This window comes from Novosphingobium mangrovi, assembly GCF_022818885.1.
In the GTDB taxonomy this organism is placed as follows: domain Bacteria; phylum Pseudomonadota; class Alphaproteobacteria; order Sphingomonadales; family Sphingomonadaceae; genus Novosphingobium; species Novosphingobium mangrovi.
The window spans coordinates 89,891-115,535 of sequence record NZ_JALHAT010000010.1; the positions used below are offsets into that span (position 1 = coordinate 89,891).

General features: G+C 66.1%; 18 protein-coding genes. 8 read left to right on the top strand and 10 right to left on the bottom strand.

Annotation, left to right across the window (positions count from 1 at the left end):
* Positions 1-167: 167 nt before the first annotated feature.
* The 6 genes from MTR65_RS08195 to MTR65_RS08220 form a co-directional block, all read right to left on the bottom strand.
* Entirely contained in the window at positions 168-2,534 is a 2,367-nt protein-coding gene (locus MTR65_RS08195; RefSeq protein ID WP_243799003.1) for an acetamidase/formamidase family protein, read from the bottom strand.
* A 134-nt stretch (positions 2,535-2,668) separates the two neighbouring features.
* A complete protein-coding gene (locus tag MTR65_RS08200; protein WP_243799005.1) occupies positions 2,669-4,069 on the bottom strand; it encodes a zinc-binding metallopeptidase family protein in 1,401 nt (466 codons plus the stop codon).
* Positions 4,070-4,111: 42 nt separating this feature from the next.
* Entirely contained in the window at positions 4,112-5,362 is a 1,251-nt protein-coding gene (locus MTR65_RS08205; protein ID WP_243799008.1) for an MFS transporter, read from the bottom strand.
* Positions 5,363-5,438: 76 nt separating this feature from the next.
* Positions 5,439-6,089 (bottom strand): cysteine hydrolase family protein, encoded by a 651-nt coding sequence (locus MTR65_RS08210; protein ID WP_243799010.1) that lies wholly within the window; start codon positions 6,087-6,089, stop codon positions 5,439-5,441.
* On the bottom strand, positions 6,082-7,206 hold the full coding sequence (locus tag MTR65_RS08215) for an LLM class flavin-dependent oxidoreductase (protein ID WP_243799012.1): 1,125 nt from the start codon (positions 7,204-7,206) through the stop codon (positions 6,082-6,084). Before MTR65_RS08215 ends, MTR65_RS08210 begins: the two co-directional genes overlap by 8 nt.
* A gap of 36 nt (positions 7,207-7,242) precedes the next feature.
* Entirely contained in the window at positions 7,243-8,205 is a 963-nt protein-coding gene (locus tag MTR65_RS08220) for a ribokinase (RefSeq protein WP_243799015.1), read from the bottom strand.
* Positions 8,206-8,409: 204 nt separating this feature from the next.
* Here MTR65_RS08220 and MTR65_RS08225 point away from each other — a divergent pair, with 204 nt between their 5' ends.
* Both MTR65_RS08225 and MTR65_RS08230 read left to right on the top strand, forming a co-directional pair.
* Positions 8,410-9,240, top strand: a complete 831-nt coding sequence (locus MTR65_RS08225) for an oxidoreductase (RefSeq protein ID WP_243799017.1) — start codon at positions 8,410-8,412, stop codon at positions 9,238-9,240.
* Positions 9,240-9,914, top strand: a complete 675-nt coding sequence (locus tag MTR65_RS08230) for a cysteine hydrolase family protein (RefSeq protein ID WP_243799019.1) — start codon at positions 9,240-9,242, stop codon at positions 9,912-9,914. Before MTR65_RS08225 ends, MTR65_RS08230 begins: the two co-directional genes overlap by 1 nt.
* A 40-nt stretch (positions 9,915-9,954) precedes the next feature.
* On the opposite strand, the gene MTR65_RS08235 is transcribed toward MTR65_RS08230, so the two are convergent.
* The 4 genes from MTR65_RS08235 to MTR65_RS08250 all read right to left on the bottom strand — a co-directional run bounded on the left by MTR65_RS08235 (position 9,955) and on the right by MTR65_RS08250 (position 16,948).
* The gene (locus tag MTR65_RS08235) at positions 9,955-11,049 is read right to left on the bottom strand and encodes a TauD/TfdA family dioxygenase (RefSeq protein WP_226637209.1); all 1,095 of its coding nucleotides are present in this window, start codon (positions 11,047-11,049) and stop codon (positions 9,955-9,957) included.
* A 214-nt stretch (positions 11,050-11,263) separates the two neighbouring features.
* Positions 11,264-13,543 (bottom strand): xanthine dehydrogenase family protein molybdopterin-binding subunit, encoded by a 2,280-nt coding sequence (locus tag MTR65_RS08240; protein WP_243799021.1) that lies wholly within the window; start codon positions 13,541-13,543, stop codon positions 11,264-11,266.
* Positions 13,540-13,995, bottom strand: coding sequence for a (2Fe-2S)-binding protein (locus MTR65_RS08245; RefSeq protein ID WP_226637211.1), 456 nt, complete (start codon positions 13,993-13,995; stop codon positions 13,540-13,542). Before MTR65_RS08245 ends, MTR65_RS08240 begins: the two co-directional genes overlap by 4 nt.
* A 256-nt stretch (positions 13,996-14,251) precedes the next feature.
* Entirely contained in the window at positions 14,252-16,948 is a 2,697-nt protein-coding gene (locus MTR65_RS08250) for a TonB-dependent receptor (RefSeq protein ID WP_243799023.1), read from the bottom strand.
* Between the two features lie 463 nt (positions 16,949-17,411).
* Between MTR65_RS08250 and MTR65_RS08255 the strand changes: the two genes are divergently transcribed.
* From MTR65_RS08255 to qhpC, 6 genes are all read left to right on the top strand, one after another.
* Complete coding sequence (locus MTR65_RS08255; RefSeq protein ID WP_243799025.1) at positions 17,412-19,451, top strand: tetratricopeptide repeat-containing sulfotransferase family protein; 2,040 nt, start codon at positions 17,412-17,414, stop codon at positions 19,449-19,451.
* Positions 19,452-19,601: 150 nt separating this feature from the next.
* Positions 19,602-20,297: a TetR/AcrR family transcriptional regulator gene (locus MTR65_RS08260; RefSeq protein ID WP_243799027.1), complete on the top strand. Its 696-nt coding sequence runs from the start codon at positions 19,602-19,604 to the stop codon at positions 20,295-20,297.
* A 99-nt stretch (positions 20,298-20,396) separates the two neighbouring features.
* A complete protein-coding gene (locus MTR65_RS08265) occupies positions 20,397-21,596 on the top strand; it encodes an MFS transporter (protein WP_243799029.1) in 1,200 nt (399 codons plus the stop codon).
* A 234-nt stretch (positions 21,597-21,830) separates the two neighbouring features.
* On the top strand, positions 21,831-23,702 hold the full coding sequence (peaA, locus tag MTR65_RS08270; RefSeq protein ID WP_243799031.1) for a quinohemoprotein amine dehydrogenase subunit alpha: 1,872 nt from the start codon (positions 21,831-21,833) through the stop codon (positions 23,700-23,702).
* Positions 23,699-25,177 carry a quinohemoprotein amine dehydrogenase maturation protein gene (gene peaB / locus MTR65_RS08275; protein WP_243799034.1) on the top strand — a complete coding sequence of 493 codons (1,479 nt, stop codon included), beginning with the start codon at positions 23,699-23,701 and terminating at the stop codon, positions 25,175-25,177. The genes peaA and peaB overlap by 4 nt, the downstream gene beginning before the upstream one ends.
* On the top strand, positions 25,174-25,545 hold the full coding sequence (qhpC, locus tag MTR65_RS08280) for a quinohemoprotein amine dehydrogenase subunit gamma (protein WP_243799036.1): 372 nt from the start codon (positions 25,174-25,176) through the stop codon (positions 25,543-25,545). The genes peaB and qhpC overlap by 4 nt, the downstream gene beginning before the upstream one ends.
* The last annotated feature ends 100 nt before the right edge of the window (positions 25,546-25,645 follow it).

Genomic DNA, 25,645 nt, shown 5'->3' on the forward strand with positions numbered 1-25,645 from the left:
CCAGCGGGCGAATTGCCCCAGAGCAGGAAGAACATGTCCGAGGGCCATCGCCCTCGGGCTCCCAAAATTGTCGACCTCACGTTGCTCGCGCTCCCCTGGCTGCAAAAGGCAACGTCGCCCATTCTTGGGGTCAAGGGGTAATAACCCCTTGAAAAATATCTTCCTGCTCAACTCGTGAAGAGCGCCTTTCGGATCACCGCGTGAACGCCATAGTTGCCGTTCACGACCTGGCTCACCCCGAAATCGACGCCGACCGAGAGCAGCGAGATTGCTTCGTCCTCGGAAAGCTGCTTGGCCGTCATCAGGAAGCGGCGCGCCTTGCGAAAGGCATCGCGCATCGCCTCGTCGAGCGAGGACTTCTTGTAGACCTCGCTCTGCGCGTCCGCGCCCAGTTCCTTGAGGTAATCCGGGTGCGAAAAGCCCATGATAACCCACTCGGTCTCGGTCTCGATCAGCGGGTAATCGACATCGCGCAGCTGCTCCATGACGCCTTGCGCCTTGTGGTGCACGACCTGGATCAGCGCGGTCATCGAGCATTCAATGGCCGTGCCACATAGCTCGCTGTCGCCTTGCGAGGCGTGCGGATCGCCCAGCGAAAGAAGCCCGCCCTCGACCTGGACCGGCAGGAACACGCGCGCGCCCGGCCCCGTTCGCCAGTTGTCGAGATTGCCGCCGAAGCTGGACGGCGGCACGGAATCGACAAGGCCGTTGTGGTTGGGCGCCACTGCGATCACGCCGAAGTGTGGCCGGATCGGGATCTCGACATTGCGCAGCACATCGAAGTTCTTTTCGATCGTCGCCGGATCGACCGGCACGCCCGGATAATCGTAGCGCGGGTGCACGACACCGGCCGGGTCGGTCTGCTCGGTCCAGCGGTAGGAATAGACCGCGTGGGCCGTGGGCGGACGCATGCCGCCTGCCTCCACCTCGTAGATGGTGATGACCTCGCGCTGCTTGGGCTCGGTCAGGAGGTCATGATAGTGAAAGCCCCAGTAGGTCGCCGCATTCGAGCCGAAGGACTTGCCCGCAAAGCGCGGATTCCCGCTGGGCCGGGGCTTCAGATCGAGGATGCGCACCTCGATGAGATCTCCCGGCATCGCGCCTTCGATGGCGATGGGACCCGTGCAGATATGGACGCCGAAACCCTCGCCAGGACCACGCCCGAGCGCCGAGGCGTCCATCGGACCGGCCCCGCGCCGGTTGACCGACTTGCCCTGCGCGTCCCAGTGGAACACGCTTTCCGCACCGCCATCGCCTTCAACCATGCGCTCGGCATCGTCGTTGGCGTGGTGGGTCAGCGTCTCGATGGTCACGAAATCGCCCGAGCGGATGGAGAGCGCCGGTTTCAAATCCCTGCTGAGAAAGCCCCAGTGCACCGTCTCGGGCGAGGCAGGCAGGTGGTGATGGCGCACCTGCTCCCCCTCGAGATGCGGACTGTAGGGCGCGCCAACCTTCGGGCCGCCTTGCACGGCCTCCGCCGTGTCCGGCGCTTCCGCATCGGTGGCATCTTCGCTCTCGACAGGTTCGTTCTCGGCCTTGGCGGCGGGCGTCTCGCCGCGTGCAGGTTTGCCGCGGCGCAAGAGTTCGACCGCCTCGTTTTCCTGGGGCTGGCCCTTGCGGTACTCGCGCGGCGAGATGCCGTACTGCTCGCGAAAGGCCCGGCTGAACGAGGCGGAATCGTTGAAGCCCCATTCGAACAGGATGTCCGAGATAGATTTCTGAACGTGCAGCGGGCTGCGCAAGTCGAGGCGGCAGCGCTCCAGCCTTCGCACCTTCACGTAATGGCCAAAACTGTCGTTGATCGATTCGAACAGCTTCTGAAGGTAGCGCGGCGAGATGCCATGCTCGGCCGCGACCTGCTGGTAGTTGAGGTCCGGGTCGGACAGGCGGATCTCGATGGTCTGGAAGATCCGCTCCAGGAGCGCCGCGCGCATGCCCGCAGCGCCGCCCAGCGCCTTGGGCGGCGCATTGTCGAGCAGGCTGGTAACGAGGAACTCGGGGAACGCAAGTTCCACCGGCCGGGCCTGATCGGTGGTGATCTCGTTGATGGTATCGGCCAGCGAGCGCAGCATACCGGCAAAGACGCGCGCAGTGCCCGTGTCGGTCGCGATCTGGCGCGGCGCGGCACCGACCGGGGTCTTGAGGCGCGCGGTCAGTTCGCTGTGGGGCACCTGCACGATGAGCGTGCGGTTGTCGCCTGCAAAGGAGAGCTGGACGGGCACATCGCCCTGCCCGCAGATCAGTTCGCCATCGGAGAGGCGCAATTCCTGCTTGGCATCGCGCATCGTCGCGCTGCCATCGAGCAGCAGCGCCACCCAGTAGGTCTGGGGCTGATCGCGAAAGTCGATGGTCCAGGTCTGCTGGGTCCCGGTGACACGAATGAAACTGATGCCCGTGCTCGACTTGAACTGGATCAGTTCCCCATAGAGCGTCGCCTCGTCAGCCTCGTCGAGCGTCAGCGAAAGCCGTTTCAAGGCAAAGCGCCAGGCATCGCGGCGCTGTTCCTTGGGATAGACATTTGTCGTTATACGCAAGGAATTTCCACCCGTTATCCTGCTCTCTCAACGGGGGCGGCCGAAGCCTTGGCTCCGCCCTCATCCGCCACCGCGCTCGCATGCGCTAGCGCGCCCTTCCCATTACGGCAAGTACCCAGACAAAAGCGCTGGGTTCAGCTCTCGAACGGGGTCTCGGCGCTGCCATAGACGCTGGTGGGACCATCGTCGCCCGGCGCCTCGCCCCGCCCGCAGACAGCGAGCATGGTGAGCGCGTAGACGAGCGCGCTCGAGGCCATGTCCGCAGGGGTCGGGCGCCAGCGCGGCATACCGGTCGTCACCGCCGGAATACGGTGCATGTTGAAGACGTTATGGTCGCGCCACATGCTCGAATAGACCGGATGGGCCACCTCCAGCGGCGCGCCGCGCGCCAGCCGGGTCGCGGCATCGACGGCACCAGTGAGAGCAGCGACTTCGCGCTCGGCGGCCTCGAAACCGTGGCGCACGACGACCGGCTCGACATCGAAACTCTCGACATCGACGCTGCGCATGGCCGCCGTGATCCCGTGCATGGCCTCGGCCGCCTTCTGACGCGGGTTGAGGCCGACCTCGATGTAGAGCGCGCAGATCTCGGTGCCCGCACCGAAGTCGGTGGGCATGCCGCCGCGCACCGAGGCGATCTGCACCTTGGGCGCGACCTCGCCGCTCGCCGTGCGCAGGACCGAGTTCGCCTCCCATGTCAGGCCCCAGGCGTGAAGCGCCTCGATCACCGGGCCAAGCCGATAGATCGGGTTGGGGTGGGCCGTGGCCAGGCGCGGCGCCTCCAGGATCGGGGTGAACATGCCCTGCCCGTAGATGCGCACGCGAAAGACCGCATAGCCCGAGCCCTGCCAGGTGAGGCCGAAGTCGGTGCCTTCCGCCGCAATGGCGTAATCGGGCGCAACGCCGCCGTGGTGGAACAGGTAATGGGCGCCGATGTCCTTGCCCATGTAGTCGATGCCGGAAAATTCCTCGATCGGTTCTGGTCCGATCTCGCCCGGGCACGCGGTCAGCCAGGTCTTTCCAGCGAGGCCAATGCCCGCTTTCTTGAGCGCCTTCGCCGCGATCAGGAAGCAGGACATCGGGCCCCGGTCGTTGGAGATGGGAAAGCCGCGCAGGCGCCCCTCCTCGTCGAGCCAGCACTTCGTCCACTCAGGGTCGGCCATCGTGCTCTCGCGGTAGCGGAAGCGGTCCTGCTCGGCGATGCCGCTCGGGCTCTCGGTGTCGAGGTGCGCGGTGAAGAGCAGGTTCGCGCCCGGCGCGGTGCCGCCGTATTCGCCGATCACGTTGGGTCGTTCGGGCACGGCGCCGACCTTGCGCGGCTTGAAGCCCTCACGGCCCATCCAGTCGTGGACGAACTCGGCCGCGGCCAGTTCCTCGCGTGAGCGGCTGGGGATGTTGCCCAGTTCCAGCGCCAGCGCGACCAGTTCGTCGGTGTCGATCGCGGCGGCAATCGCCTCGCGCTCCTCCTCGCTCACCGCGTAAGGCGCGGCGGCAGGATCGGCGAAAGCGGGGGCACAGGCAGGAATATCGGCCACGAAAGGGTCCTCGTTTGTCGAATGTTACCGGAAAGGCAGGCGTCAGTGGGATGGCACGGGCATGGCGTCCGGGGAAGTGCCCTCTACCTCGCCATAGCGCGGCAGCAGCAGGAGCAGCACCGCGCCGCCCGCAAGCGCCGCGCCCACGCCCAGAAGCGCCGGGCGGTAGGAATGGACGTTGTCGAAGACAAGGTCGAGCAGGATCGGGGTGATGCCTTGTGCCGCGATCACGGCCGAGTACATGGCCCCGATGATCGAGCCGAAGTGGCGCACCCCGAAATAGCGCGCAATGTAATAGGGCAGAGCGCCGTACTGTGCGCCCATGCCCACGCCCAGCAGCAGTCCGGCGAAGAGCAGCACCGGTGTTCCCACGCCGAATTCCAGGAGCGCGAGGCCGCCGATGGCAAGGCCGTACATCGGCACAGCCACGCGCGGCGTCTGGATCTTGTCCATGATCCGCCCGGTCACGACCTGCCAGCCCGATGTCGCGAGCGCAAAGACGCTGACCACCGCAGTGCCCGTCGCGACAGAAACACCCCGGTCCCCCAGAATCGGCACAACGTGGCTAAAGATTGCGGTGGTCCCGCCAGCCCCGGCCGCAACGGCCAGGAGAACCAGCCAGAATGCGGGAAGCCTGGCAGCCTCGGCCAGCGTCAGACCGTCGCGCGGGGCCTCTTCCTGCGCCGCGCTCGCGCTTGCAGCCCGGTCCCGCAGGAACAGCACGAGGAGCGGGAAGGCCAGCAGCAGCACGAAGGCGGCGATGCCCAGATACCCCGCGCGCCAGCCCCAGGCGCCGACGAGAACAGCGGCCAGCACCGGCATGATGACCGATCCGATCCCGCAGCCCCCGCCCGCACTAATGCCCAGCGCGGTGCCCCGGTTGCTCTCGAACCAGTCCGCCACGACCTTCTGGTAGATCGGCGTTCCCGCCATCGCGCTGAAGATCGAGAGTACGGCAAAGGTCGCGTAGAACTGGATCAGGCTGCCGCTCGTCAGCGCCAGCGCGGCGATGGAGAGAGCCAGTCCGACCACACCCGTCAGCAGGGTACGGCGCGCGCCGTGCGCGTCGACATGGCGCCCGATGATCGGGTAACTGACCGCGCCCACGACCGCGAGAATGCCAAGCACGCCCGAAATGCTCGCGCGCGACCATCCAAAGGTCTCGGACAAGGGCACCAGAAACAGGCCGAAGACGGCGTGAACCGCAGGCGTCACGCTGACCGCATTGCCCAGCGTGCAGGCGAACAGGACAGGTGTGCGTCCCGCTACGGCGGAGGGATCTCGCGGGGTCATCGGCAAGCACCTTTCCTGAAAATGTCTCGGGAGGCCGACCGGGCGTGCATCTGTGCAAGGCCCGGCCCGCCGCGCATCAGGCCAGCGCCTCGTGCACGGCCGCGCTCGTTGTCAGAAGACCGATATTCTGCGCCAGGACGTCGAGCGTGCTGGCGTGCAAATGCTCTTCGTAAGCCACGCAGGCATCGCTCACGAGGAACACGTTGTAGCCCTTGTGAAAGGCCGTGCGCGCGCTGCTGTCGACGCAGCACTCGGTGGTCATGCCGCTCATCAGCAGCGTGTCGATGCCGCGGGCGCGCAGCTGTGCATCGAGATCGGTTCCGTGGAAGCTGTCGAAGAGCAGCTTCTCGATCTCGATGTCGCCCTCTTGCGGAGCCACGCGGTAATAGTCCGCACCGCCGCCCTCGCCCCGGCAGATCGCCTCACCGCCCGGCATGCCGCGCCGGACCATCAGGGTCTTGAGCGCACCGCTGTCGGTTTCAGGCCGCGTCACCACGCGCATGAAGGCAACCGTGCCGCCTGCATGGCGTAGGTCCGCGATCAGATCCTCGATCCGATCGATGGTCGTCTCGATCGGCGCGAAGTCGTTGCAGAACGTGCCTGCTACGCCTTCGGGCGAGGCAAAATCGACCTGGATGTCGACAACGACGAGCGCCGTCTTTGCCGGATCGATCATGCCTGCAAGATCAGCGCCCGCAACGTGGGGCAGATCGGCCACTTCAGGCATTCTGGCCGACCGCGATCTTGCCTGGGAAGCGCTCTCGCAGGAGAGGCAGGACTTCCTTGCCGAACTTGGGGATCCCGGTGACGTAGTCGTCAAAGATCAGCATCAGGCCATCGGTCCCGGCCACCTCGAACAGCTCGGTCAGCTGCGCCGCGACCGTTTCCGAAGAACCCGCGATGTGCGCCGACATGAAGCTGGAGCGCGCCTTGCGGGTGAAGTCGTTTTCCTTGCCGATCTCATTATCGAGGAACCCGTAGGCGCGCATCATGCCTTCCAGCGCGCCTTCGTCGAACCCGTCGGCGTAGTGCTTTGCCTTGGCCTGTGCCTCCTCGTCGGTTTCGCCCAGCACGATGGTCATCATCGAATAGGTGCGCACGAAGCGCCCGATGCTGGCGGCGTCCTCCTTGGCGTCCTTGCTGGCCTGCGCCAATTGCTCGGCATCGCCGCCCGACAGGAAGATCGCGTCCATTTCCTCCGAGGTGAAACGCATGCCCTTCTTGGACGAGCCCGCGCACACGAGGAAGGGGCGCTTCTGGGGCTTGGGCCAGGACTGGCAGTCCTCAAGCTGGACGTAGTTGCCGTCCATCGTGACCGAATCCTCGGCCCACAGACGCTTGATCGCGGTGACCCACTCCTTGGCGAGATCGTACCGCGCGTCGTGGTCCACGCCTTCGGGCCAGGCGCCCATCTGCGAGAACTCGCCCTTGTAGGAGCCGGTCACGACGTTGAGCCCGGCACGTCCGCCCGAGATCTGGTCGAGCGTGGCGATCATCTTGGCAACCACGCCCGGGTTCTGGAGAAGCGTATGGACCGTGCCCCAGGTCTTCACCCGGCTGGTCGCCTCGGCCAGACCGGCGATGGTCATGACCGAATCGAGCGAGCTGTCCCAGTGGTGCGTTTCGCCGCCGTAGCCGCGGTACTTGGCCATCGCCATGATGAAGTCGAACCCGGCCTCCTCGGCCAGTACGCCGCATTGGCGGCAGTAATCGTAGGAGCCGTCGATCTCGGGCTTGTTCTTCGAGATGATCCAGCCGCCGTTGGCGATCGGCAGGAAAATCCCGAGATCCTTGCCGCCCGTGTCGGAAGGCACGCCGAATTGGGTCGGTTGCAGTTCAGCCATCACTTTGTCCCATCGTCTCTCTCGTGTCTCGCCCCATCAAGGTAGGATGGCGGCCGACCGGTTCTTGATTGGCAGCGCATGTTCTGTTGCCGGTTCGGAAAGCAGATCGGAAACCACCGCGCGCGAGGGCATCGAAGGTGCGGCCCCATGCGAAAGCGTGGAGAGCGCCGCCGCCGCGCAGGCGAAGGGAACCGCCTGTTCGAGCGTGCGCCCCTCGTCAAGCAGCGCGGCCAATGCCCCGCAGAAACAGTCGCCCGCGCCCACCGTATCGACCGGCTGGACCGGGATCGAGGGCACGTGGACCAGACTCCCCTGGCGCACGATCAGCGCGCCAGCCGCGCCCAGCGTCACGATCGCGGCCTGGTCCTCTCGACAGAACAGCGTGCGCGTGCGTGCCGCCAGCGCCGCCATCTCGGCGTCCTCGCCCGGCAACGGCGCGCTGACCTGTGCGGCGGGCGCGTAGACGTCGAGCTCTGGTCGATTGAGGACAAGAATGTCGACGTGCGCAAACAACGCCTTGGCCTCGACCAGGGCGGGTGCAGTGTTGAGGATCCGCAACGCCCCGCTCTCGGCCAGAAGCGAGGACAGCGCCGGGATCGGCACCTCGAGCTGCGAGAGCAGCACCCCGCTCTCCACCGGTGCGCAGCCTTCCAGCCGCGCATTGGCACCCGAGACGACGATGATCTGGTTCTCGCCCAGCGCATCGACCGCGATATAGGCGGTGCCGGTCGCCTCGCCGGGAAGCGTGCGAATACCCGCAACGTCGATGCCTTCCATGGCCAGACGCTGGACCATCCATTTGCCCGAGTCGTCCTCGCCGACCGCGCCCACGAAGTGGACCTGCGCCCCCATGCGGGCCGCGGCCACGCCCTGGTTGGCCCCCTTCCCCCCCGGCAGGCGGGCGGTGGCTTCGGCCAGAACCGTCTCGCCCGGCAGCGGCAGGCGCTGGAGCGAGGTGATGATATCAATGTTGATCGAACCGACGATGTGAACAGCCAAGTGCGCGCCCCGTCCCGTTACCCAAAAAACCTTGCCGAAAATGCCTCGAATGGCATTGCAGCCCCAGTGGTGCAGCATGGGTTGCGCGCGCTGGTCAAGCGTGGGCACGGGCGGTGCGCCCTCGCACAAGATTTGCGGGCGCCAGCGCAAAGAGGATGCACAGGGCCACTACCTAGTCTCGGCGCCAACAAGGAGACCTCAGACATGACGAACTGGCTTATCACGGGCATTGGCGGCGGACTTGGCCGCGAACTGGCGAAAGCCGCCCTCGCGCGCGGGGACACGGTCGTGGGCCTCACCCGCAAGCGCGAGGATGCAGAGCTGACCGCCCTCGCGCCCGAGCGCATGCACATCGTTCAGGTCAATCTCGCCGACGAAGCCTCGGTCGAAGCGGCGGTCGCACGCGCGCAGATCCTGACCGGCGGCATCGACCGGCTCGTCAACAACGCCGGCTATGGCCTTGTCGGGGCGATCGAGGAAGTCTCCATCGAAGAGGCCCGCGCGCTCTTCGAAATCAACGTCTTCGGCGCCCTGCGCATGATCCGCGCCGTGCTGCCTGCGATGCGCGCGCAAAAGCGCGGCCATATCGTCAACGTGACTTCGGTCAGTGGCCACGCGCCCTGGGCCGGAACCGGCATCTACGGGGCCAGCAAGTACGCCCTGGAATGCATCGGCCAGACGCTTGCCCAGGAAGTCGCGCCCATGAACATCGGCGTCACCAACGTCGCGCCGGGCGGCATGCGCACCGAGTTTGCAGGCGGCAACCTCACCATCGCCGCGCGCGACATTGCCGAATACGACGAGGTCGCCCACTTCGCCCGCCGCTCCCTGACCGAGAATGCGGGCTCGGAGGCTGGCGATCCCGCGCGCGCCGCGCAAGCGATCCTGGAAGCGCTCGATGCCCCCGAGCCGCCGTTGCATCTGCTGCTGGGCGAGGATGCGCTGCATTACGCCAGCGACCAGCACGCCCGCGTCGCGCAGGACATGCAGACCTGGGAAACGCTCGCCCGCTCCATCGCCTTCGCCGAGGCCTGATGCACCCGTTCTCCCTGCCCGACTGGGCCGTCGCGCGCGGCCAGGGCCTCAACCGCTTCGACGCGCTCGAACCGGGTGCGACCGCGCTTGTCGTGATCGACATGCAGAGCGCGTTCGTGGGCGAAGGCGAGGTTTTCGGGAAAGCCAGTTCGCGCGCCACGATCCCCGCGATCAACGCGCTGTGCTCCGCCTTTAGAACCCTTGGTGCGCCGGTGATCTGGACGCGCCAGACCGTCAGCGACCGCGCGCCACTGGCCATGCCCAGTTGGCAGTACGATCTCACCGATCCCGAGGTCGCCCGTGCGGTCGAGGCCTTGCGCCCCGGAAGTTCCTCCCACGCGCTGCATCCCGCGATGGACTTTCACGAGGGCGACGTCCGTCTCGACAAGTATCGCTACGGGGCCTTCTCGTGCCCGGATGGCCAGCTTGCCCGGGCTCTGGCGCGGCGGGGGATCGAGATGGTGGTGCTGGTCGGCACGCTCACCAATGTCTGCGTGGAATCGAGCGCGCGCGAAGCCAACATGCGCGGTTACAAGGTGCTCGTCGTCGCCGATGCCTGCTCGGCCGTGACAGATGCCGAGCAGGACGCCACGCTCCTCAACCTGCGGCTCAACTTCGCCGACGTGAAGAGCTGCGCACAGGTCCTGGAAATGACGAAGGGCGCCGCTCCTTGAGGAACGGCGCCCTTCCGGTTGGGACCTCTCTATCCGGCGTTCACTCGATGACGCGCGGGACGGACATGCCGTAGATGTCGAAATGGGCTTCGGGATGCTCGGGCGCGCCGTCGCGGGGAGCCGAGCGGACCTGAACGACACCGTTCTTGCCGAACCCATCGACGACCGGACGCCCGGCATCGCGGCTCAGCCACAGGCGCAGCAGGTGGCGGCGGCGCTGCGGTTCGGGATAGTCCCAGAACGTCGTGCGCGCGTGAAGTGCGGCGTAGTTCGAGAGCCACTGGATGTCGCCGGGACGGAAATCCATCTCGATGGCCATGCCCTCTTCGTAGGTGATCGTGTCGAAGAGTTCGAGCACCTCGATCTGCTCCGGCGTCAGCTTGGGCACGCCCTCGTACTCCTGCGCGGTCAGGATGTAGAGCGAGCCCGCGTACATCGAGAACACGCCATCGACCAGGCTGACGATGGGCGAGGTGTAGGTATCGGCGGGTGCGCTGTGGTCCTGCTTGCGCCAGTCCCAGTGGAACGGCTCGAGCAGCAGCGGGGCCAGATCGGGACGGCGCTTCAGGATCTCGTTGTAGATCTGCGCGCCCGAGACGAGGCACGAGGCGCCCCCTTCCTTGGCCGGGCGCAGGCACATCAGCGAAACGATGTCCGAGCTATCCGAGTGGTAGACCAGCTTGTCACGCACCTTGGCCGAAAGGGCCGTCGGATCGTCCATCGTCTTGTCCGAGGTCGCGTAGACGTGGTCGATGAGATCGCCCATCTCGTTCTGGCGGATCGGATCGCCCATGTGCAGGCCGAGGATGTAGTAGATCGCCGCGGAGAACGCGTCGGAATAGAGATAGGTGCGAAGTCCGCGCACGAGCACGAAACCGCGCCCGTAGTCGACGTCGGCGCCCCATTCCTTCACCGCATCCGCACAGGCGACGAGCGGATAGTCCGAGGCCTGCACGGTGCGAAGGTCCGGGTTCTCATCCAGGAATCGCTTGCCCAGCTGCTCCAGCTCGAGGACCTGCGCATCGGAGAGAAGGTAGATCCACTCCCCCGACTTCACCAGTTCATCGCCGCGCCAGGCAGCCGCGGTGGTAACCGGAGGAATTGCCTCCATCGACGCGGACGGATTGGTGGCCATGCGCTGATCCTTGCTCCTTGAAACTGCGGTCTGTGTTTCGGGCAGACTAGCCGCGCGCCGGAGCCAAGACTTGTCGCGCGATGTTCAAAAAGTTGGGAACGCCCCGGAACTGCCAACCTCACCCCGCTCAGCCAAGGCAACCGGCACAAAGTGAAGTCGATGGTATGGGGAGCCCGAGGGCTATGGCCCTCGGACCCATTCCTGTCTTCCTGCCTTAGGCCTCGAAGCTTTCCTTCGAGAGCGGCATCACGCGCACGCGCTTACCCGTCAGGACCGAAACCGCGTTGGCGACGGCGGGCGGGATCGCGGGCAGCGGCGGCTCGCCGATACCACCCATCTCCGCGCCGCTTTCCACGATCTTCACGTGGACCTTGGCCATCTGTTCGGGGCGCAGGATCTGGTAGACATCGAAGTTGCGCGCGACCGGCATCCCGGCCTCGTATTCGGCTCCTTCGACGAGCACCTGCGAGAGGCCCAGCGCCACGGCCGAATTGACCTGCGCCTCGACAATCGCCGGGTTGACGATGCTGCCCGGATCGATGGCTTCCCACACGTCGTGAACCACGACCTGCCCGTCCTGGATGGAAACTTCGGCAACCGCGGCGGCTTCCGATCCGAAGGGCGAGGCCATGGCGATACCGCGCGCGCGGCGCGTACCATCGGCTGCCGTGAAAGGCCCGCGCTTCCAGCCACCCGAAAGCTCGACCGCCGCGTTGAGGAGCGTCGTCAGGCGTTCGTTGCCTTCCAGCAGCTTCAGGCGCAGCGCGTAGGGATCCTTGCCGCCAGCGTCCGCCATTTCGTCAAAGAAGCTCTCGTAGAAGAAGTCGTTCATCGAGTTGCCGACCGAGCGCCAGTAGGCCAGCGTGGTCGGGTTCTTGACGAAAAGCTGCGCGATGCGGCGGTTGGGGATCGCATAGGACTTGGCGGTGATGCCCTCGAGCGCAGATTCGTCGAGCTTCTCGCCGCGCTTGTTGGCAATGCCCTCACCCGGGCCCTCGCACACGCTGACAACGTCCAGACCGACCGGCCAGCCATCGGCATCGAGCGCGCCCTTGAACTTGACGACCGCCATCGGGCGCATCGGGTCGCGCAGGAACTCCTCCTCGCGGCTCCAGATCACCTTGACCGGACGCCCCGTCGCCTTGGCGAGCGCGATGGCGTGGGGATAGGGATTGCCCCAAGTGTACTGGAAGTGACGGCCGAAGAAACCGCCGAGCAAGGGACTGTGAATGTTGATCTTCTCGGGCGCGAGGCCGGTCTTGGCGGCAATTGCCGCCTGGAAGATCTCGGGCCCCTGGTTGGGCATCCACAGGTCCAGGCTGCCATCCTCGTTGAAGCGCGCCAGCGTCGAGGGCGGCTCCAGCTGGGCGTGGTGGAGGTACTGGCTGGTAAATTCGCCTTCCACGACCTTGGCCGCCGAGGCAAAGGCCGCCGCGCTGTCGCCCGCTGTCTCGGCTTCCTCGCCGCGCCCGGTCTGGCTGGAGAGATGCTGCGTGAAGGCATCGGTCGCGAAGTCGGCGGGCATGTAGCGCACCTCCTCGCTCTCACCCGGATCCTGCCAGTCGACATCGAGCGCATCGGCGGCCTGGCGTGCGTGCCACCAGTACGGGGCCACCACGGCCACCGCGCCATCGAGCGTGTGCACCGAGTGGACGCCGGGCATCGCCTTTACTGCTGCCTCGTTGCGGATGGCGCCGGGCTGGAGGCCCAGACGCGGCGCGTGCTGCACGGCGGCCTGGAGCATGTTCTCGACCTGGCTGTCGATGGCGTACATCGCCTGGCCCGTCGACTTGGCGTGCATGTCGATGCGCGCGACCGGCTTGCCGATCCAGCGAAAGTCCTTGGGATCCTTCAGCGAGATCCGGCCCGCTTCGGGAACGCCCATGTCGAGCGCACCTTCGGCCAGTTCGCCGTAGCTGAGCGAACGGCCCGAGGCGGCGTGGATCACCTTGCCCGGCTCGGTGGTCAGCGTGTCAACGCCGACGCCAAGGCGCTGTGCGGCCGCACTGACCAGCATCGCGCGGGCCGAGGCGCCCAGGCGGCGCATCGTGTCGTAGCTGGTGCGCACCGACATCGAGCCGCCGGTGATGCGCATGGTGCCGCCGAACATGACCTGGAAGACCTTGCCCGCAGGGGCAGCTTCCACCTCGAAGACGGCCGGGTCCATGTCGAGTTCCTCGCCCACGATCTGCGCCATCGCGGTGAAGGCCCCCTGCCCGCCTTCCATGAAGGGGCTGAGGAAGCGCACGGTGTTGTCCGGGCGGATTTCCAGGAATGCGGGCACGTCGAGCGCCTTGGGCGCAGGCGCTGCGGGGCCCTGGGCGCGGGCCGGACCGACGGGGATACCGAAACCCAGGACGAGCGCGCCCGTGGCGACGCCCGCGCTACCCATAAGGAAACGGCGGCGTGAAAGGTTTACAGGCTGCGCGGGCGCCGCGAAACGCTCATCCCCGCTGCCGTTTGCGGGACCATCGAGAAAGATGCGGGCCATCATGCGTTCTCCTGTCCGGCAAGGTCGCTCAGCGCGGCGTGAATGGCATTGTAGGTGCCGCAGCGGCACAGGTTCTGCATCGAGGCGCGCACGTCCTCTTCGCTTGGCGCGGCGTTCTCCTTGAGCAGCGAGACCGCCGCCATGACCTGGCCCGACTGGCAGTAGCCGCACTGGGGGACCTGGTGCTTGACCCAGGCTTCAACGACCTTCTGGCCCACCGCGTCCTGTTCCATCGCCTCGATGGTGGAGACCTTGCTGCCTTCAAGGCTGCCAACGGGCGTCACGCACGAACGGGTGACCACACCATCGACCAGCACCGAACAGGCGCCGCACTGCGCGATACCGCAGCCGTACTTGGTGCCGGTCATGCCCAGCACGTCGCGAAGTGCCCACAGCAGCGGCATTTCGGGCTCGGCGTCGAGCTCGCGCATCTCGCCGTTGATCTCAAGCTTCATGGTCTTTCCCCTGATAGTCCTGCGGGTTGTCCGCCCGTCCGGCCCACGTGCGGCGCACACCTGCCGTCGACCCCGAAGGACAGGAATACGCAATCGTTTCGCGTGAGACAACGCCCCAACGCTCGTGCGGGGCAGGCGGTCCTCTAGCCCCTCCGCCAGCCCCGATCAATTTTCTTTCAAGCCTCTGAAAAAATGGCCCCCTCCCGCAGTACCAGACCGCAAGAGGGAGCCGTTCAGGTCGTCAGAGACGGATGGTTCAGAACTTCTGCCCCCAGCGCAGGCCGAAGAACTGCGGCTTGATCGCGAACGTGCGTGACGAGCCCGAGCAGAAAGTGATCGAGCAGAAGGTGTTCTTGGTCAGCTGCCCGCGCTTGTCGAAGGCGTTCTGGATGAACAGGTCGAGCGTCCAGCCATCGCGCTTGAGGCCTGCCGAGAAGTCGAACGAGACGAAGCCGGGCGTGTTGCCGAGCAGCGCGTTGTTCGCGACGTTGAGGTCCTGCGTGGCGCCGGTCTGGTAATTGGCCGAGCCCATCAGGTAGGCGTCCATCCCGCCCAGGAACGTGTCGTAGCGCACCGAGGTCGTGCCCTTGAAGCGGGGCTGGCGCGGCAGGCGGGTGCCGTCCGCGGCCGCGACCTGCGGCGTGGGCGGATAGGAATCGGGCACATAGGCCCCGGCGGTACAGCTTGAAAGCTGCGAGATCGACATCGCCACCGGATCAAGCGCGAAGTTGCAGAAGTTGCCCTTCAACTTGGCATCGTTGAACGCGCCCGAGGACGAGATGGTCACATCGCCCAGCTTCAGGTCTGCGTCGTATTCGATGCCCTTCACCTCGGCCTTGCCGGCGTTGCCGGTCATGCCGGCCCCCTGCGTGCCCGAGACCACGACGCTGTACTGGATGTTGTCCCAGGTCTCGTAATAGGCGGCCATGTTGAAGCGGAAGATGTTGCCCCAGGTCGTCTTGAAGCCGATCTCGTAGTTGGAGAGCGTTTCGGAATCGTAGGGCTGCACCGTCACCAAACCCACCCCGTTCACACGCAGGGCTCGGTTGTAACCGCCGGGACGGAAGCCGGTGGAGTAGGTCGCGTAGACCATCTTGTCGGTATCGATCTGCCAGTCGAGCGCGATCTTGTGGGTCTCACCCGATTCCTTGTACGAACCGTTGGCGTTGATGCACGAGAGGCGCTCCATCGGGAACGGCACCGAACAGCCCGCGCCTGCCGCCGAGGCCGCCACGCCGCTGAAGCCTTCCGACTTGAAGCTGGTCCAGAAGAAGCGGATCCCGCCCGTGACCTTCAGGGTCGGCGTGATGTCGTAGTGCCCTTCGGCGAAGAGCGCCTTGTCCTTCCAGTCGTTGTTGCGTTCCGAAAGGTAGAAGGCATCGTACTTCACCGCGCGCGAGCCCAGGATCATCGTGCCCATCGGATTGCCGTTGGGATTGATGACGTCGCTGGTGTCGAAAAACGGCGTGCCATCATCGTCCCAGGCGATGCCGTACATGCCCGGAACGCCCAGCAGGCCACCTGCGACATCGCCGCCACCAGCCTGGGTGTAGCCCATCATGTCGGCAAGGCCGTGGGTGGCGTACTGGTCGTTCGTCTGCTCCTTGCGCGACTGGTAGAAGCCGCCGAAGGTGACATCGAAGGGCCAGCTCGACGGGGTGGTCACGCGCAGTTCCTGGGTGAACTGCTTGTCGCGCGTCAGGCCCTTGTAGTACTGCTGCGGGTTGATAAGCCCGGTACAGGCCATGTCCGCCCCCGCGCCCGAACAGCTCGCCGGATCCCAGAACTGCAGGTAGCTTTCGTAACCCGGGCCGAAGCTGTCGTAGGTGACGGTGTAGTAGGTGTAGTCGTTGCGCAGGTTCACCTTGCGGTTGAAGTAGCCGGTCGCCGAGACCACGTCCCAGTCCCCGATGTGGCCATGGATCGCGAGCTGCGCCTGGTACCACTTGTCGTTCTGGCGGGTGAGGTCGTAGTCGTGGACTTCCAGGTCGCCCACGCGCGGATCGTAGCCGAAGTAGCCATAGGCGATCTGGCGCTGCGCGGTGACTTCGGGGCGGATTTCCCAGCCCGGGGCCGGTTCCCACAGAAGCTGCAGGCGCCCGCCCACTTCGTAGATCGGGTTATAGTCGTTCTCGGCAATGTCGCCGTTGTCGAGCGTATAGGTCGTCGCGGGGTTGAGATCGCCCAGCTCCAGCGCAAGCGAATCGCCCACGTTGTTGAGGCCATTGTTGGCGACATTGTCGATGAAGCCGCCATCGTGACGATAGTAACCCATCGCGCGCACGGCGAGCGTGTCGCTCACCGGAATGTTGACGTAGCCCTCGATCTGCTGGCCGAAGTCGCCCGAGCCGTACTTGTTGAGCTCGGCGTTGTAGCCCCACTCGAACTCGCCGATTTCGGGCTTCTTCGAAATGAAACGGATCGTGCCTGCCAGCGAGCCCGCGCCATAGAGCGTGCCCTGCGGCCCCGAGAGCGCCTCGATGCGCTCGATATCGTAGACGTGAATGTCGGGAAGGTCGGTGCCCGCGATGGGAATATCATCGAGATAGTAGCCGACCGAGGCATATGCGCCGCCTGCGGGCACGATGCCGCGGAAATACGGGGTCTGACGGCCCGGCCCGAGCCCGGCGATGGTGACCGAGGGGAGCAGGTTGGCAAAATCCGAGAGGCCGTTGATCTGGCGCGCCTCCAGCTTTGCTTCACCCAGCGCCTGGATCGAGATCGGCACCTTCTGGACGCTCTCCGAAGTGCGCGTCGCGGTCACGACGATATCGCCGAGCGAGGACTGCGCCTGGGGCGCGGCCTCGGGTGCCGGTGCGGGTGCTTCGGCAGCCGCCGCCGGCACGTCGTCCTCGGCGTAGGCCGTTCCGGCTCCGGCCAGAGGCGCGACGATCGCGGTCGTGGAAAGAAGGCACACGGCGTTCCACCGGCGCACACGGGTACGAATACTCATACTGTTGGAGTCCCCCTATTTCCCTGAAATTCGTGCGTCTCCTCCCCCAAGAAGACTGCCCGCTTGGCGCGGGTCCCCCCATTTTCACGAATAGTGCGCCCGCGACCTTTTGCCGGCCCCTGCAGACGCACACCTCCTGCCCCGAAGTCGCCCTCGGGTTCGCAGGCGCAACTTGCACCTGCAAAGAACTCGTATTGAAAAATTCGTCCGGACGCGTTCGCTCTTGCACAAACTTGAACGCCTGTCCTAGATTGAGTAAACCGACACGGCCCGATCCTGTCAAGCGCCTATCGGTACGAATTTTGGAGCTTTATTTCGTGCTTGCCCAAGCCGGGGAAATGATGATCCTGAAGATGTGCATGTGCACACCTGAAAATGTTCGCAGCCGCGCAACTTCACCCGCGCCGCGACGCCTTTGGCAATCGGGCCTGCCTCTCGCAGAAAGGACATAGACCTCCAGACCATGACCGGATCGACGACTGAGGCCGCCCGTCCCGTTTCGCCCGCACGCGCCCTGCCCCGCATCGCCGCGCTTATCAGCAGCGCGCCCGCCCGGGCTCTGGCCGACGCCGAGAACCTGCTGCAGACCGCGCCCGGCCTAGGCCCTGCCGAACTGCTTGCCTGCCAGGCGCTGCGCCAGCTTGGCCGCACGCCAGAGGCGCTGTCCCGGCTCGAAACGCTCGCCCGCCGTGACACCAAGGTGCCTGCCGTGCTCTGGGAACTGGCCCAGACCGCGATTGCCGGGAAAGCCAGCGCGACGGCCATCTCCGCGCTCGAACGCCTGACCGCACTGCAGCCCGGCATCAGCCACGGCTGGTTCCTCCTCGCCAGCGAACTGCGCAAGGCCGGACGCGCTGAGGAGGCCTGGCGCGCAGACATCTCGGGCGTCCACGCCTCCGCGGGCGATCCCGAACTGGTCGACGCCGCGCTTGCCATGAACGAGGGACGGCTGGACGAGTGCATTGCCCTGCTCGAAGCCCGCGCGGCGCGGGGCGGCGAGGATGCCCCCTCGCTGCGCTTGCTGGGCGAAATGCACTGGCGCAAGGGCAACATGAGCGAGGCGCTCGACTACTCCGGCCGCGCGCTCGAACGCGCGCCGGGCTTCGACCTTGCCCGCGATTTCCGCATCCGCCTGCTACTCCAGACCAACCGCCTGGACGACGCGCGCCGCGAAGCCGAGATCCTGGTCGAATCGCCGCTTGAGAACCCGGCGCACCGCCTGCTCCTCGCCTCTGTGCTGGTGCGCCTTGGCGAACACGAACGCGCCTGCGAGCTTTACCGCGCGCTGCTCGATCTCAAGGCCGACCAGCCCCAGCTCTGGCAGAACCTGGGCCATGTCCTCAAGACCCTGGGCGAACAGGCCGAGGCGATCGCCGCCTACCGCGAGGCTGTCGCCCGCCAGCCCTCGATGGGGGAGGCCTGGTGGAGCCTCGCCAACCTCAAGACCGCACGGCTCGGGGCCGAGGACATCGCCGCGATGGAGGCCGCTCTTGCGACCTTGCCCGAGGACGGCGACGAGCAGGCCGAAGACCGCTTCCACCTGCACTTCGCACTTGGCAAGGCGCTGGAAGATGCGAAGGACTACGCCGCCTCGTTTCGCCATTACGAGGAAGGCAACCGCCTGCGGCGCGCCCGCGTGCCCCACGATGCGCAAGGCTTTTCCGCCGAAGTGGCCGCCACGGCGCAGACTTTTACCGCCCCTTTCCTCGCCACGCTGGGCGATGGCGGGTGCCCGGCGCCGGACCCGATCTTCGTGGTGGGACTGCCACGCTCAGGCTCGACGCTGGTCGAGCAGATCCTCTCCAGCCACAGCCAGGTCGAAGGCACGCTCGAACTGCCCGACATGATGATCATCGCGAGCCGCCTGCAGGCGCGCGTCGACGAGGGTGAGTTTCCCGATTTCAAGACCATGATCGCAAGCCTGACGCCGCGCGACCGGGTGCGCCTGGGCGAGGAATATCTCGAAGGCACGCGCGTCCACCGCAAGAGCGATGCGCCGCTGTTCATCGACAAGATGCCCAACAACTGGCAGCACGTAGGCCTTATCCGCACGATCCTGCCGAACGCGAAGATCGTGGATGCGCGCCGTCACCCGATGTCGTGCTGCTTCTCGGGCTGGAAACAGCACTTCGCGCGCGGGCAGACCTTCACCTACGACCTCGCCGAGATCGCGCGTTACTACCGGGATTACGTGGGGCTGATGGCTGCCTACGATGCGGCCGCGCCGGGCGCCGTTCACCGCGTGATCTACGAGGACATGGTGCACTCCACCGAAGCCGAGATACGCCGCCTGCTCGCCTATCTCGATCTACCCTTCGAGGAGGCCTGCCTTCACTTCCACACCAACGCGCGCGCGGTGCGTACGGCCAGTTCCGAGCAGGTGCGCCAACCCATCTTCACCACAGGCCTCGATGCCTGGACCCACTACGCCCCCTGGCTCGCCCCCCTTCAAGAGGCGCTCGGCCCGATCGAGGCGATCTACCCCGAGCCACCCGCACACTGAGAGCGCTCTCACCCGCGGGACGGGCAAGACACTGTATTTACGTGCGCAGCAAAGGGGCCTAGGGCGCCCCTCCGGCCCCGTTTCACCTTCTCGGGTACACGCGGACCGAGGGAAGAGGATCGACGGGCAACACGGCAAGGGAGAATCGCCATGCCCCGCAAAGCGGCAACCAACGAGAATCCCAAGGACACAGGTACCGAGCACCAGCGCCCCGGCGTCTACGCGCGCGGTGCGGACACGGTCGACACCATCATCAAGGCCGCGCTGCGTGTGATCATCGACGAGGGCGCAACCGCCTTCTCGATCCGCCGGATCGGCGCCGAGTGCGGTCTCAAGGTCGGCAACGTCAGCTACCACTTCCCCCGCAAGGAATTGCTGGTGAAGGTCATGCTCGACGACATGATGGAGAGCTACCAGACCAAGCTCGACGACGATGTGCGCCTTGCCGACATCTCGGCCGAGGAGCGCCTGCGCCGCGTGATCCTGATGTGCCTGGAGGACATTTGCTCCAAGCGCACCACCCGCCTCTTCACCGAACTGTGGTCCCTCGCCAACCAGAGCGCGTTCATCGCCGAGCGCATCGAGGCCTTCTACAGCGACGTCCACGTCCAGATCGGCGAGCAGATCCGCGTGCTCAACCCCGCGCTCGAGGACGAAGATGTGCACACCCTCGCGCTCTTCATCAGCGCCTCGATGGAAGGCACCACGCCGTTCCTGGGCTACGAGAAGCCCTGGCGTGCCAAGATGCCCCAGATAATGGCGCTCAGTGTCGAGACCTTTATTCATCTTGCAAAGACCCTGAAACCCGGTGACATTGCCGAGATGACCAAGGCGATCGATTTCTGACGAAGAGGACTTCGCGAATTCGCCGGGCCGGGAGAGCGATGACCTGATGGGACGTGCACGTGGGGGCGTGCAAGCACTCGTGCACATCAGGGAGGGCTCGTGCAGGTTTTCGGTTCCGGATTTCGCATCATTGCACCGGCCATCGGCGTCGCCGCGCTCGCGATCCTGCAACCGGGCATCGACCCGGTCTTCCTCGCCCTGCTGAGCGAGGCCCATGCTCTCTCGCCCGACCTTCACGGCTGGGTCGTGGCCGCCGCCCAGGCCGGGCTCGCCCTCGGCTCCCTGCTGAGCCTCTTTGCGGGCGCACGCCTGCCCTCATGGAGTTTTGCCGCCGCCGCGCTGGCCGCCATGGCGGCCGCCCTGGCAACCGGCGCGATTGCCGACTTCCCAGCGCTCCTGGCCCTGCGCGCCGCCCACGGAGCGGCGATGGGCCTCATCTACACGCAAGCCATGGCCCACGCCGCGCGCCACCGCCCGACCGGCGCCTTTGCTGCCGCCCTGCTTGTCCAACTGCTGCTGTCGATGGTGGTGGCCGCCGGCCTGCCCAGTCTGGCCGATCAGCGCGGCGCGTCCGCGGCTCTCGAACTGCTCGCCCTCGCCCCCTTCGCCATTCTGCTTATCCTTGCCACCTGCCGCGATGCGCTGGGCCAGCGCTCCGAATGGGACGTCGCCCCCCGCCGTGAGGCGCTGAACACGCACGCCACCGCCCGCGCGATCACGCCCCGTACGCTGCTGATTGCAGGCGCCATCTTCGCCTTCGTCTGCGCCAACATGATCGTATGGTCGCTGACCGGCGCGCTTGCGCTCGGCGCCGGACTGGGCAACGACACGCTTGGCACCGCGGTCAGCCTGGGTTCGCTCGCCGGTGCCGTGACCGCCCTCGCCGTTCTTCGCGAGCGGATCCTGGTCCCTCCGACGCTGACCGCGCTCCTGTGCGGGGCGGCGCTGCTGGCCCCCATGCTAGGCGCGCGCGCGGGCCAATCGGAGCTGTTCATTGCATCCATCGTCCTCTTCAACATCGGCGCGACGGCCAGCGTCATTCGCTGCTCCGGGCTTGCCGCAGCTTCATGCACCTCCTCCCGCGCGCTGCGCTTCGTCTCCTCGATGCAAACCCTTGGCATGATCGCGGGCCCCGCGCTGGGATCGCTGGCCGCGATGGGCGACAGCCGCAACGGCCCGCTCGAGGCTGCCGCGCTCGCGACGGTCCTGGCCTGCGGCGCCTTCATCGCCTGGCAGCGCCGTCCCGTCCCGCAAGTCCTCCCGGCGGAGCTCTATTACGAGGAACGCCAGGCCGCCTGAGCCCACCGATGCTGCATCTGCGTGATGGCTTGGAGGCAGCGGGCATTGCGCAAGATCTGTCGCTTCTGCAGCCCTTTGCGAAGGCAACGACGCCCGTTTCCAGCGCCACTCCGACACAAAAATGCGGCGACACGAAAAAGCGCCTTGACCAACTCTTGATGATTGTCCAGTTTTCTACTGCCCAAGCGCGGAATCACCGAATTGCGCGTGTAATCAGGGGGGTATTTTCAAATAATGCGCCTTTCGCGAAAGAATCGCGGCGACGCCCTTGCGCGCACGCCCCAAGTCACATCCGATGTTGAAGCGGGCAGCGTACTTGCCGCCACGGGCCCATCCACCCGCAGCTGGCACCGCCTGCCCGTCGCCGCGCTGCTGGCCGCAGGCGCCCTTTCGACCAGCGTGGTCGTCGCGCAGGCCGGGGGTGAGGACGATTTCACCAGCGACCCGGCCGGCTGGGATGAGACCGAAGCCGGCATTCCGGTCACCGACAGCCTTACCATGCAGAAGTGCGGCACCTGCCACGCGCCCGACGCGGACGGCAATCTCTCGCGAATCTCCTGGATCCGCGCGACGCCCGAGGGCTGGGCGCAGACCATCAAGCGCATGGTCAAGCTGAACGGCCTCGAGATCGAGCCGGGCGAAGCGCGCGAAGTGGTGAAGTACCTCTCGACCTACCATGGCCTTGCGCCCGAAGAGGCAAAGCCGGTGATGTACCTCGCCGAAAAGCGCATCCAGGACGAGACCATCATCCCCAACGACACGCTGCGCCAGACCTGCGCGAGCTGCCACGCCTTTGCCCAGCCGATGTCCTCGCGCCGCTCCAAGCGCGAATGGGGCCTGCTGGAAAACATGCACCGTGCGCTCTACTCGACCGCGGAATTCATCTACGAGACGCCGGTCGGCGGCGGCTACGACGAGAACGGCGGCGCGGGCGACAGCGACGGCGCGAAGCCCGAGAAGCAGGCGATTGCCGCGCTCAAGTGGCTTTCCGAGAACGCCCCGTTGCACACGCCCGAATGGTCCGCCTGGCGCCCACGCATTCGCGCTCCGAAGCTGGGCGGAAAGTGGCTCGTCTCGGCCGAAATGCGCGGCCACGGCCGTTTTGTGGGCGAAATGACCATTGCCCCGCGCGAACCCGGATCGGACGAGTACATCACCTCGACCGTGCTGCGCTCGCTCAAGGACGGTTCGGTCCACACCCGCAAGGGGGCATCGCTGATCTACGGCGGTTTCTCGTGGCGCGGCTCGTCACTCGGCGCCGCGCCTTCGGCCGCCCCGGACGACCTCGACAGCAAGCTGCGCGAGACGCTGTGGTTCGCACCTGACCAGACCATGGCCATGGGCCGCTGGTACTGGGGCGAATACCACGAGTTTGGCTATGACGTGACGCTGCGCCGTGAGAGCGGAGCGCCGGTACTGGCCGCGATCTCGCTCGACGCGCTCAAGACCGGCACCAAGGGTGCCGAAGTCCACATCTATGGCGCGAACCTTCCCGCCGATCTCGCGGCCGGCGACATCGACTTCGGCAGCGGGACCAAGGTGGCGAAGCTCGTCTCGGTCACGCCGGGCGAAGCGGTCGTCACGCTCGACATCGCCGCAAATGCGGTACCCGGCCCGCGCGACGTCACGGTCGGCAGCGCGGTGCTGCAAAAGGCCCTGCCGGTCTATGCCCGAGTCGACTACGTGAAGGTCACCCCCGACACAGCCCTCGCCCACCTGGGCGGCATCAAGTACGCCAAGGGCTTCGAGCAGTTCGCCGCCTGGGGCTATTCCAATGGTCCCGACGGCAAGGAAGGCACGAAGGACGACTTCGCGATCATGCCGATCGAGGCGACCTGGTCGCTGGGCGAGTTCATCACCACGACCTACGACAACGACACGAAGTTCGTGGGCTCGCTCGACGCGGCCTCGGGTCTCTTCACGCCCAATGTCGAAGGCCCCAATCCCGAACGCCGCTTCGGGCGCAACAACTATGGCGAGGTCTGGGTCGTTGCGACCGCGAAGAACTTCGCAGGCAAGGACGGCAAGCCGCTGGTCGGCCGTTCCTACCTCGTCACCACCGTTCCCACCTACAAGCGCTGGGACCAGCCGGAGGTGTCCGAATGAACACGATGACCACCCCTGCCGCCGACTTTCGCACCGCGCGCTATCGCCTGGGCGAGCTGCACGAGTTCGAAGCGGCAGACCAGCCTTATGTCTACCTTGTCGGCGCCGGCGCGATCTTCGCTCTCGACGACGGCGCCCGCGCGGTGCTCGACGAACTGCGAGAAGGCGAGATGGCGCACGGCGAGATCGTCTCCGCGCTCGTTTCCCATGGCTATGCGCATGCCGACGCCGAAGAGCTGATCCGCGAACTGCTGTTCGTGCGCGGCATCGTCTCGGACCGGATCGCGCCCGCGCTCGATCCGCAGCCGAGCGCCCCTCCGGCCGACTTCCCGCTCCAAGCGCTGGTGCTCAACATCACCAACCAGTGCAACCTCGCCTGCACCTATTGCTACGAGTTCGGCGCGGACAAGATCGCGACGCCCCAGGGCAAGCCCAAGTTCATGACGCTGGAGACGGCAAAATCCTCGATCGACTTCCTGCTGTCCCAGTCGGGCAGCCGGGAGACGGTCCACGTCACCTTCTTCGGCGGCGAGACGCTGATGAACTTCAAGCTGCTGCGCGAAGTCGTCCTCTACGCCAATGACGCCGCCGCCGCGCAAGGGCGCGCGATCACCTACAGCCTCACCACCAACGCGACGCTGCTTTCGGACCCGATCATCGAGTTCCTCGCCGACAACGACGTGGGCGTTACGGTCAGCATTGATGGCCCCGCGGACCTCCAGGACCATCGCCGCATCTACCGCAGTGGCAAGGGCTCCTACGAGGTCATCGAGCCGCGCCTGAAGAAGCTCATCGCCCGCCACCGCACCCGCGCCATCACCGCGCGCGTGACGCTGAGCGAAGGCGTCACCGATGTCCTTCGCATCTACCGCCACCTCAAGGACGAGCTGGGCTTTCACGAAGTCGGCTTTGCCCCCGTCACCAATTCGGGCGAGCAGGATTACGCGATCAACGGCGATGGCATGAGCAAGGTTCTGGTGGACTTCCACGCGCTGGCCGACGAATGGCTGGACTACGCGCTGGAGAACCGCATGCACGGCTTCTCCAACGTCTCGGAGACCATCGCCGAACTGATGCAGGGCGTGAACAAGTCGCACCCGTGCGGCGCGGGACTTGGCCTGCTGGGTGTCAGCCCCTCGGGCGATCTGTCGCCCTGCCACCGCTTCACCGACGCCGACACCCACACGTTGGGCAACATCGAAAGCGGCATCGATGCGGACAAGCGCGAGGACTTCCTCTCGCGCGGGCACGTCAGCGCCAAGTACGAATGCCAGAGCTGCTGGGCACGGCCCCTGTGCGCGGGCGGCTGCCATCACGAGGCCTTCGTACGCTACGGCGACACCGGCCACGCCAATCTGCACTACTGCGACTGGATCCGCGAATGGACCGACACGTGCCTGCGTGTCTACGGCGCGGTCGCAGCGCAAAACCCCGGATTTCTCGAACGTTTCGCAACGCGGAAGGCCAACGCATGAAGCACCTGAAGCCGATCAATCGGAAGGCCCAGAGGATCGACGATCTGGCCTCTCCTGCCCCCGAAACCACGATGGATGCCACGTCCGACCCGCTGGGCGAGGACGACGTCGTCGCGCTCCAGCAGAAGACCCAGCAGCCCCACGTACCGATGGGCTGCACGCTGGCCTTCTCGCCGGGCTGGGAAGTCGATGCAGGCGGCGGCACGGCAGGCCTGTGCCAGCCGGTCGAGCGCGACATCTACGACTGCTACGTCAGCTGTTTCTGGCCCGTGCAGGTGCCCGACCACGTCAACTATTCGCCCGACTGGGCCAGCAACTGCGCCTCGGCGGCGAAGGACTGGCGCAATCTCGACCTGGTCTTCCCGTGATGCGCGCCCCTCCCCTTCGCCCGATCTGTGTGAAGGGGAGCCGTGCGGGCCGTGTTCGGTCCGCCCCGTTCGCCTGGACCGCCACGCGCCCACGCCCCTC